Here is an 8,547-nt window from a genome sequence, read left to right on the forward strand (position 1 = left end):
AGCAGGCTAAGAAAAGCCTGATCAAGGTTCCTCTGAAGGACCGCACCATTCCCTTCGACGTGCTGGGCAAGTTTGGCGCAGGTAAGGTTTTGCTGAAGTCGGCTTCGGCCGGTACTGGCGTTATTGCCGGTGGAGCAGCTCGCGCTGTCCTCGAAGTGGCCGGTGTAGGTGACATCCTCTCCAAGTGCCTTGGTTCCAACAATCCCCATAACGTGGTTAAGGCTACCGTGAATGCCCTCTCGCAGCTCAAGAGCGCCGAGGAAATCATGGAGCGCCGTGGGTTGCAGGCGTCTGCAGAGTAACTCGCGCCGACAAGGAGAAGGTCATGGCCGAACAGATCAAGATTACGTTGAAGAAGAGCGGCATCGGCCGCAAGGAATATTTTACCCGTGTGCTTAAGGGCCTCGGTTTGACCAAGCTGCACAAGACGGTCAGCCTGAAGGACACTCCCGAAATCCGGGGGATGATCCGCAAGGTTTCCCATATGGTCGAAGTCGAGGACTGATTCACTGAGGATTATGGATATGGATCTGAGTAATTTGAAACCGGCTATCGGTTCTACAAAAAATCGCAAGCGCATTGGTCGTGGACAGGGTTCGGGCACGGGCAAGACTGCAGGCAAAGGTCACAAAGGTCAGAAGGCCCGTAGCGGCGGCAGCATCAAGCCCGGCTTCGAGGGTGGCCAGATGCCTCTGCAGCGGCGCCTGCCCAAGCGCGGCTTTACTCCTCTCACCAAGAAAGTTTATGCCTTGGTTAACCTGCGTGATCTCGATGTTTTCGAGGCCGGGTCGGTGGTTGACCTGGCAGCGCTCGGCAAGGCTGGCCTGGTGAGCAATGTTCTCGACGGCATTAAGGTGCTCGGTGACGGTGATGTCACCAAGGCGTTGACGGTGCAGGCACATAAATTCAGCAAGTCGGCTCAAGAGAAGATTGAGGCGGCGGGCGGTAAGGCTGAGGTCATTTAAATTGATAAAAGCCATCCAGAACATCTTCAGTATCCCTGAACTCAGGCGTAGAATTCTATTCACCCTGGGAATGCTGGTTGTTTACCGGGTCGGCTGTCATGTGCCGACTCCGGGGGTTGACGCGCAGGTGCTGGCCAAGTTCTTCGAGGGTACCGAAGGTACCCTGCTTGGTCTGGTCAGTGCGTTTACCGGTGGCGCATTAGAGCGTATGACGGTCTTTGCTCTTGGTATCATGCCCTACATCAGTGCCTCGATTATTTTGCAGTTGCTGGCTGTCGTTTTCGAGCCTGTAGAGCGGCTTAAAAACGAAGGTGAGCAGGGGCGCAAAACGATTACCAAGTGGACACGCTACGGGACGGTTTTCCTCTCGATCATACAGGGTACCGGTATCGCTGTCGGACTGCAGACCATGCGCGGGCCGGCCGGAGAACTGGTCGTTCCTGATCAGGGGATGGGCTTTATCCTGCTGACTGTCATCACCCTGACGGCCGGTACGGCATTTATCATGTGGCTTGGTGAGCAGATCACCGAGCGTGGTATCGGCAACGGGATTTCGTTGATCATTTTTGCCGGAATCGTTGCCAACATGCCGTCGGCTGTTGTCAACTCGATCCGTCTTATTATTACCGGCGCCCTGACCCCGATCGTCACTCTGGCGGTTCTGGTGCTGATGGTCGCTGTGATCTGGGCCATTGTTTTCATGGAGCGTGGTCAGCGACGCCTGCCGATTCATTACGCCAAGCGGGTGGTAGGAATGCGCAACTACGGTGGCCAGACCAGTCATCTGCCGTTGAAGGTCAATATGAGCGGCGTCATCCCGCCGATCTTTGCCAGCTCCATCATCATGTTTCCGGCGACGGTGGCGAATCTGGTAGACGTGACCTGGGTGCAGACTCTGGCCTCGATGATGACGCCGAGCCATTGGCTGTATAATGTTTTTTTCGTTGCATTAATCATCTTCTTCTGCTATTTCTACACGGCTGTGACATTCAACCCGGTTGATGTCGCAGACAATGTGAAGAAGCAGGGCGGGTATATTCCTGGGATCCGGCCGGGTAAGCCGACCTCCGAGTACATCGATATGGTTCTCGGACGGCTCACCTTTGCTGGTGCAATTTACGTATCCGCCGTGTGTGTTTTGCCGACCATTCTGATCGGAAAATTCAGTCTGCCCTTTTACTTTGGCGGAACCTCGCTGCTGATCGTTGTCGGTGTTGGGCTGGATACGGCGTCGCAGATCGAGGCGCATCTGATTTCCAGATCGTATGAAGGTTTTATGAAAGGCGTTACCCTCAAGGGCCGTCACGGATAAGGGGAACTACTTGCTATGAAGCTTATTTTGCTTGGCCCCCCTGGCGCTGGTAAAGGGACGCAGGCTAAGATGCTGATGGACCGTTTCGGTATCCCGCAGATTTCTACCGGTGATATCCTTCGCGCAGCGGTCAAGGAAGGAACCCCGATGGGGGTCAAGGCCAAGTCGCACATGGATGCCGGTGGTCTGGTTCCTGATGAGGTGGTTGTCGGTATCGTTCGGGAGCGCCTGCAGAAATCCGATTGTGTCAAGGGTTTTATTCTGGATGGCTTTCCGAGGACCTTGCCTCAGGCAGATGCGCTGAACGAAAGCCTGGTCGAGCTTGGCAAGGATCTGGATGCTGTAGTGTCCCTCGAGGTTGATGTTGAGGCTCTGGTTGAGCGTCTCACCGGTCGCCGGACCTGCCGCGACTGCGGGCGTGGGTATCACATCAAGTTTGATCCGCCTGCCGTCGAAGGCAAGTGTGATGTTTGTGCCGGTGTTCTGTTCCAGCGCGATGATGACCAGGAGGAAACCATCCGCCGTCGTCTTGATGTTTATAATGATCAGACTTCGCCGCTGGTGGCCTACTACCGCGATGCTGATGTGCTGGTTGTGATCGACGGAATGCAGGAAATGAAGGTCGTTCAGGATCAGATCCTGAAGTCTCTTCAGGCTGATTAGGCGATTTCCGTGATCGTTCTCAAGTCCCGTGCCGAGCTCAATCAGATGCGCGAGGCGGGGCGCGTGGTCGCCGAGATTCTTCAGTTGCTTCGTGAGAAAGTCGTGCCCGGGGTAACTACCCTAGAGCTTGACCGGTTTGCCGAGCAGGAATGCAAGAAACGCAAGGTTCGTCCGGCCTTCAAGGGCTATGGTGGTTTTCCCTTTACTATCTGTTCGTCGCCGAACGAAAAGGTGGTCCATGGTTTCGCTGATGAAGTTCCCTTGCGTGAAGGCGATATACTGAGTATCGACTTTGGGGTGATCAGGGACGGTTTTTACGGTGATTCTGCAATCACTGTCCCGGTCGGCCGAGTTGATGCGGAAAAAGAAAGGCTGCTGCGGGTCACTCAGCTTTCACTTGACCTTGCGATAGCAGCCGCGGTAGCCGGAGGTCGGCTCTCTGATATCTCCAGCGCTGTGCAGACGTGTGTGGAAAAAGAAGGTTTCAGCGTTGTGCGTGAGTTTGTCGGTCACGGTATCGGCCGTCAGCTGCACGAGTCGCCGCAGATTCCCAACTTCGGGCCTCCCGGTCAGGGGCCTAGGCTGCGTCCCGGGATGACGTTGGCGATCGAGCCGATGATTAATGCCGGGAGCCCGGCAATTACCATACTGAAAGACGGCTGGACCGCCGTCTCCGTTGACGGCAAGCCCTCGGCCCATTTTGAGCATACGGTTGCTGTCACGGAAAGCGGACCAGAGGTTCTGACCCTGCCGTAATAAAGGTCATTTTTCAAAGCTACTGTATGCTTTGTTTTTTTAAGGCAACTTGACGAGTAAAGGAATCGACGATGAAAGTCCGCGCTTCGGTTAAGACAATCTGCGACAAGTGTAAGGTTATCAAGCGCAAGGGGATTGTCCGGATTATCTGTGAAAACCCCAAGCACAAGCAGAGACAGGGATAACTGGATTAGGAGGAACATAAATTGGCACGTATTGCTGGTATCGACTTACCAAGAAATAAACGGATTGAGGTGGCTCTTACCTACATCTATGGCATCGGCCGCGCCTCCTCCCAGGGGATCTTGACCAAGGCCGGCGTAGATTTCAATACCCGGACCGACGATCTCACTGAGGCTGAAGTTGCCAAGATTCGCGAGACCATGGACCGTGAGACCAAGGTCGAAGGTGACCTCCGGCGTGAGGTGTCCATGAACATCAAGCGTCTCATGGACCTCGGTTGTTACCGCGGTCTGCGGCATCGTCGCGGTCTTCCCGTTCGCGGGCAAGGGACCAAAACCAATGCCCGTACTCGCAAAGGCCCCCGTAAAACTGTGGCCGGCAAGAAGAAATAACTGGAGGAACGATGGCTAAGCCAGGCAAGAAAGTCGTAAGAAAAAAAATTGAAAAGAAGAACGTCGCCAACGGAGTGGCACACATTCAGGCGACCTTCAACAATACCATCGTCACGATTACTGATGTCAGTGGTAATGTGATTTCCTGGTCCACTGCCGGTGGTCGGGGTTTCAAGGGGTCCCGTAAGAGCACCCCATTTGCTGCTCAGGTTGCAGCTGAGGATGCGGCCAAGAAAGCTCAGGAGCATGGTATGCGCAGTGTTGTTGTGCATGTCAAGGGTCCGGGTTCCGGTCGTGAGTCTGCTTTGCGTGCACTGCAGGCGGCAGGCCTCAACATTACCCTGATCAAGGATGTCACCCCGATTCCCCACAACGGGTGTCGCCCCCCGAAGCGCAGAAGAGTCTAATCATATAAGGAGGACGAACGTTGGCTAGATACACCGGTCCCGTCTGCCGTCTGTGCAGAAGGGAAAATATGAAGCTGTTCCTCAAGGGGGACAGGTGCCATACTGATAAATGTGCAGTTGAACGCAGAAACTACGCCCCCGGTCAGCATGGGCAGGGACGCATCAAGGTTTCTGACTACGGCACTCAGCTGCGTGAAAAGCAGCGTCTCAAGAGAACTTACGGCCTGCTGGAGAAGCAGTTCCGTTCCTATTTCGATAAAGCCGACCGCATGAAAGGGGTGACAGGTGAAACTCTGCTTGTGCTTCTGGAGCGGCGCCTTGACAGCATGGTTTACCGCATGGGTTTCGTCACTTCGCGTAACGAAGGACGTTCCCTGGTGCGCCAGGGACATTTCCTGGTCAATGGTCGGCGGGTAGACATTCCTTCCTATCTGGTGCGTCCCGGTGATGTGGTTGAGCTGCGCGAGAAGAGTCGCCAGGTGGCCCGCATCAACGAAGCCCTTGACGGGGTCATGCGCCGCGGTCTTCCTTCCTGGGTCGAGCTTGATCGCACGGCCTTCAAAGGGACCGTTAAAACCCTGCCGGTTCGTGAAGAGATGACGACTCCTGTATTCCAGGAGCATCTCATCGTCGAATTGTTCTCCAAGTAATCCTGGCAGGCTTTAGCTGTAACCTCATTAGGGAGGATACGAATGTATAAAAACTGGAGAGACCTCATCAAGCCCAAGCGTCTCCAGGTTGAGTCGGAAACTCTGACCGATACCTACGGCAAATTTTACGCCGAGCCTTTTGAGCGTGGTTTTGGAACGACGCTGGGCAACTCGTTGCGCAGGGTGCTCCTTTCTTCGCTGCAGGGAGCGGCTATCTCTTCCGTGCGTATCAAGGGGGTTCTCCACGAGTTCTCCACCATTCCCGGCGTGACCGAGGATGTTACCGATATTATTCTCAACCTCAAGGGCGTGCTGCTGCGTCTGCACGGGAATGATAGTCGTAACGTCCGCATCGTCAAGAAGGGGGCTGGAGCTGTTACGGCCGGTGATATCATCACCGATTCCCACGTGGAAATCCTCAACCCCGATCATCACATCGCCACCTGTTCCCAGGAAGCTGATGTAGAAATTGACATGGTGGTGTCACTCGGCAAGGGTTATGTTCCCGCTGAACGTAACCGTGACGAGAAGGCTCCGGTGGGCACGATTCCGATCGACTCGATCTTCTCGCCGATCAAGAAGGTCAACTTTACGGTTACCAATGCCCGCGTCGGTCAGATTACCGACTATGACAAGCTGACCATCGAGATTTTCTCTGATGGCAGCGTGCGTCCCGACGATGGATTGTCCTATGCGGCCAAGATCATCAAGGAGCAACTGCAGATCTTCATCAATTTCGATGAAGAATCTGAACCTGCTGAAGAGGAAGTCAGCGAATCGACCGGAAAGATCAATGAGAACCTCTACCGCAGCGTAGATGAACTTGAGCTTTCCGTCCGCAGCGCCAACTGCCTGAAAAATGCGAATATCCGCCTCATCGGCGATCTGGTGCAGCGTTCGGAAGCCGAAATGCTCAAGACTCAGAACTTCGGTCGCAAGTCGCTGAATGAAATCAAGGATATTCTGAGCGAGATGGGTCTGACTCTTGGGATGAAGCTGGAAAGCTTCCCTGATCCCGAATATCTCAAAATGATTCAGAAGGGGAGCGAGGAAGACTGATTCCGCCGCCCGAGGATTAACGAAGAAAGGACCACAGAACAATGCGTCACAATAAATCCGGAAGACGGCTCGGTCGCAATTCCAGCCACCGTTCCGCTATGATGCGCAACATGGTGACTTCGCTGCTCGAGCACGAAAAAATCACCACCACCGACTGTCGCGCCAAGGAATTGCGGAAGGTTGCCGAGAAGATGATTACCCTCGGTAAGCGCGGTGATCTGCATGCACGCCGTCAGGTGCTGCAGGTGGTGCGCGACAGCAAGGTCGTCGCCAAGCTGTTTGATCGTCTGGCACCCCGCTATCAGGATCGCCCCGGCGGATATACCCGGATCATCAAGCTGTCCAATCGACTCGGGGACAATGCATCCCAGTCGATCATCGAACTGGTTGAGGAGGGGTTCACTCCCCGTCCTCGCAAGCAGGCAGCTGCTGCTCCTGTTGCGGCGCCGGTTTCTGAGGTTGCTGCAGACGTTGCCGATGAGGCTGCTGAAGAGCAGGTCTGAGCAGCTTTACAAGTTGAAACAAAAAGGCAAGGAGTTCTCTCCTTGCCTTTTTTTGTGGGCTTTAACCTGTAGTTAATTCAAGGGTATGGTCCTTGACGGTTTGCGAAAAAACGTGGTAAGTTACTCCACTTTTTAGTTTCGGAGAGCCGATGTATTTCCCCACCTCAGAGCAATTTGCCGACCTTGCCGAACAAGGGAATCTGATCCCGGTTTATCGGGAGATTCTCGCCGACATGGAAACTCCCGTTTCCGCTTTCAAAAAAATTGACGATGGTGCGACCTCTTTTCTGTTGGAAAGTATCGAAGGTGGGGAGAAATGGGCCCGTTACTCCTTTCTCGGCAGCGGGCCAGGACGGGTTTTCCGCAGTCGTGGACTGAATTACGAGATTCTTGAGAACGGTCTGGTTGTTGCCGGCGGTCCTTGTCGCGACCCCCTCGATGAATTGAAGGCCTTCATGGCTCCTTACCGGCCGGTGCAGGTTGATGGGTTGCCCCGTTTTTTCGGTGGTGCGGTCGGTTATCTCGGTTACGACATGGTTCGTTTTGTCGAAGTGCTGCCTGATGCCAATCCGTCTGAAATCGGTGCCTATGATTCCTGTTTTCTGCTGACGGAGAAGCTGCTGATTTTCGACAACATGCGGCAGAAGATCAAGGTCGTTTGTAATGTTCACCTGCCGCCGGGAGCCGACCCTGCTGCCGCCTATCGACGTGGGACGGAACAGATCGAGGCGATGATCGAGCAGTTGCGCACCCCGCTGCCGCGAGCAAGAGTCACGACCCAGGTCGATGATCAGCCGATGCAGGCCAATTTTACCCGCGAAGGTTTTACGGCGGCGGTCGAAAAATGCAAGGAATACGTGCGGGCCGGGGATGTCATCCAGGTCGTACTGTCGCAACGTTTTCATGGTGACCTCGGCACCACGGACCCCTTCGATATTTACCGGGCGCTACGGACTATCAACCCGTCGCCCTATATGTTTTTTCTGCGTTTTGGCGAAACCCTGGTGATCGGGGCCTCACCCGAGGTGCTGGTGCGCAAGGAGGGGGCGCAGGTCGAGGTCCGGCCCATCGCCGGCACCCGCCCTCGGGGCGCTTCGGTAGATGAAGACCGCTCTTTGGAAAGCGATCTGCTGGCCGACCCCAAAGAGTGCGCCGAGCATATCATGCTGGTCGATCTGGGGCGAAACGATTTGGGCAGGGTCTGCTGTACCGGTTCCGTCGAGGTCAGTGAGTTGATGGTCGTCGAGCGCTATTCCCACGTCATGCACATCGTGTCCAATGTACGTGGTCGCCTGCAGGCCGGTAAGGACGCCTTCGATGTGTTCCGGGCCACGTTTCCGGCCGGAACCCTGAGCGGGGCGCCGAAAATCCGGGCCATGGAAATCATAGACGAACTTGAACCCTGCCGCCGTGAGATCTATGGCGGCGCGGTCGGCTACTTTTCCTTCTCCGGGAACATGGATATGGCCATTGTCATTCGTACCCTGGTCGTGCAGGGGGGGCAGATCTGCCTGCAGGCCGGGGCCGGCATCGTCGCCGATTCCGATCCCGAGGCTGAATACCAGGAGACGGTCAACAAGGCGCGCGGCGCCATGACTGCGCTCGCCATGGCGCGAAAGGGGCTCAACTGACCATGCTCCTGATGATCGACAACTAC

13 protein-coding genes are annotated in these 8,547 nt (G+C 55.2%); all 13 read left to right on the forward strand.

All coding sequences use genetic code 11. The annotated features are described in order from the left end of the window. A partial coding sequence (locus ABYV89_RS11685; RefSeq protein ID WP_432823132.1) for a ribosomal protein S5 occupies positions 1 to 302 on the forward strand: 302 nt, incomplete at its 5' end. A gap of 23 nt (positions 303 to 325) precedes the next feature. Next, positions 326 to 505, forward strand: a complete 180-nt coding sequence (gene rpmD / locus ABYV89_RS11690) for a 50S ribosomal protein L30 (RefSeq protein ID WP_432823133.1) — start codon at positions 326 to 328, stop codon at positions 503 to 505. Positions 506 to 524: 19 nt separating this feature from the next. Continuing rightward, positions 525 to 965: a 50S ribosomal protein L15 gene (gene rplO / locus ABYV89_RS11695; protein ID WP_432823134.1), complete on the forward strand. Its 441-nt coding sequence runs from the start codon at positions 525 to 527 to the stop codon at positions 963 to 965. A 1-nt stretch (position 966) separates the two neighbouring features. Further along, a complete protein-coding gene (gene secY / locus ABYV89_RS11700) occupies positions 967 to 2,277 on the forward strand; it encodes a preprotein translocase subunit SecY (RefSeq protein ID WP_432823135.1) in 1,311 nt (436 codons plus the stop codon). Positions 2,278 to 2,292: 15 nt separating this feature from the next. Beyond that, positions 2,293 to 2,940, forward strand: coding sequence for an adenylate kinase (locus tag ABYV89_RS11705; RefSeq protein WP_432823136.1), 648 nt, complete (start codon positions 2,293 to 2,295; stop codon positions 2,938 to 2,940). A 9-nt stretch (positions 2,941 to 2,949) separates the two neighbouring features. Continuing rightward, on the forward strand, positions 2,950 to 3,696 hold the full coding sequence (gene map, locus ABYV89_RS11710; protein ID WP_432823137.1) for a type I methionyl aminopeptidase: 747 nt from the start codon (positions 2,950 to 2,952) through the stop codon (positions 3,694 to 3,696). A gap of 71 nt (positions 3,697 to 3,767) precedes the next feature. Next, complete coding sequence (gene rpmJ / locus ABYV89_RS11715) at positions 3,768 to 3,881, forward strand: 50S ribosomal protein L36 (RefSeq protein WP_092054090.1); 114 nt, start codon at positions 3,768 to 3,770, stop codon at positions 3,879 to 3,881. Between the two features lie 21 nt (positions 3,882 to 3,902). Further along, complete coding sequence (gene rpsM / locus ABYV89_RS11720; protein ID WP_432823138.1) at positions 3,903 to 4,271, forward strand: 30S ribosomal protein S13; 369 nt, start codon at positions 3,903 to 3,905, stop codon at positions 4,269 to 4,271. Positions 4,272 to 4,282: 11 nt separating this feature from the next. Continuing rightward, positions 4,283 to 4,678, forward strand: coding sequence for a 30S ribosomal protein S11 (gene rpsK, locus ABYV89_RS11725; protein WP_432823139.1), 396 nt, complete (start codon positions 4,283 to 4,285; stop codon positions 4,676 to 4,678). Positions 4,679 to 4,698: 20 nt separating this feature from the next. Further along, on the forward strand, positions 4,699 to 5,328 hold the full coding sequence (gene rpsD / locus ABYV89_RS11730) for a 30S ribosomal protein S4 (RefSeq protein WP_432823140.1): 630 nt from the start codon (positions 4,699 to 4,701) through the stop codon (positions 5,326 to 5,328). Between the two features lie 42 nt (positions 5,329 to 5,370). Further along, positions 5,371 to 6,387 carry a DNA-directed RNA polymerase subunit alpha gene (locus ABYV89_RS11735; RefSeq protein WP_432823141.1) on the forward strand — a complete coding sequence of 339 codons (1,017 nt, stop codon included), beginning with the start codon at positions 5,371 to 5,373 and terminating at the stop codon, positions 6,385 to 6,387. 41 nt (positions 6,388 to 6,428) lie between these two features. After that, positions 6,429 to 6,890 carry a 50S ribosomal protein L17 gene (rplQ, locus tag ABYV89_RS11740; protein ID WP_432823142.1) on the forward strand — a complete coding sequence of 154 codons (462 nt, stop codon included), beginning with the start codon at positions 6,429 to 6,431 and terminating at the stop codon, positions 6,888 to 6,890. Between the two features lie 149 nt (positions 6,891 to 7,039). Then, a complete protein-coding gene (gene trpE, locus ABYV89_RS11745) occupies positions 7,040 to 8,521 on the forward strand; it encodes an anthranilate synthase component I (RefSeq protein WP_432823143.1) in 1,482 nt (493 codons plus the stop codon). The last annotated feature ends 26 nt before the right edge of the window (positions 8,522 to 8,547 follow it).

Origin of the sequence: Trichloromonas sp. (genome assembly GCF_041583255.1) — a bacterium.
Classification (GTDB): Bacteria; Desulfobacterota; Desulfuromonadia; order Desulfuromonadales; family Trichloromonadaceae; genus Trichloromonas.

What these genes read in the sequence shown, in the direction of transcription:
- rpmD (WP_432823133.1), top strand. Translation starts at nt 326, where the DNA reads ATGGCCGAACAGATCAAGATTACGTTGAAGAAGAGCGGCATCGGCCGC.
- rplO (WP_432823134.1), top strand. Translation starts at nt 525, where the DNA reads ATGGATCTGAGTAATTTGAAACCGGCTATCGGTTCTACAAAAAATCGC.
- ABYV89_RS11705 (WP_432823136.1), top strand. Translation starts at nt 2,293, where the DNA reads ATGAAGCTTATTTTGCTTGGCCCCCCTGGCGCTGGTAAAGGGACGCAG.
- rpmJ (WP_092054090.1), top strand. Translation starts at nt 3,768, where the DNA reads ATGAAAGTCCGCGCTTCGGTTAAGACAATCTGCGACAAGTGTAAGGTT.
- rpsK (WP_432823139.1), top strand. Translation starts at nt 4,283, where the DNA reads ATGGCTAAGCCAGGCAAGAAAGTCGTAAGAAAAAAAATTGAAAAGAAG.
- ABYV89_RS11735 (WP_432823141.1), top strand. Translation starts at nt 5,371, where the DNA reads ATGTATAAAAACTGGAGAGACCTCATCAAGCCCAAGCGTCTCCAGGTT.
- rplQ (WP_432823142.1), top strand. Translation starts at nt 6,429, where the DNA reads ATGCGTCACAATAAATCCGGAAGACGGCTCGGTCGCAATTCCAGCCAC.
- trpE (WP_432823143.1), top strand. Translation starts at nt 7,040, where the DNA reads ATGTATTTCCCCACCTCAGAGCAATTTGCCGACCTTGCCGAACAAGGG.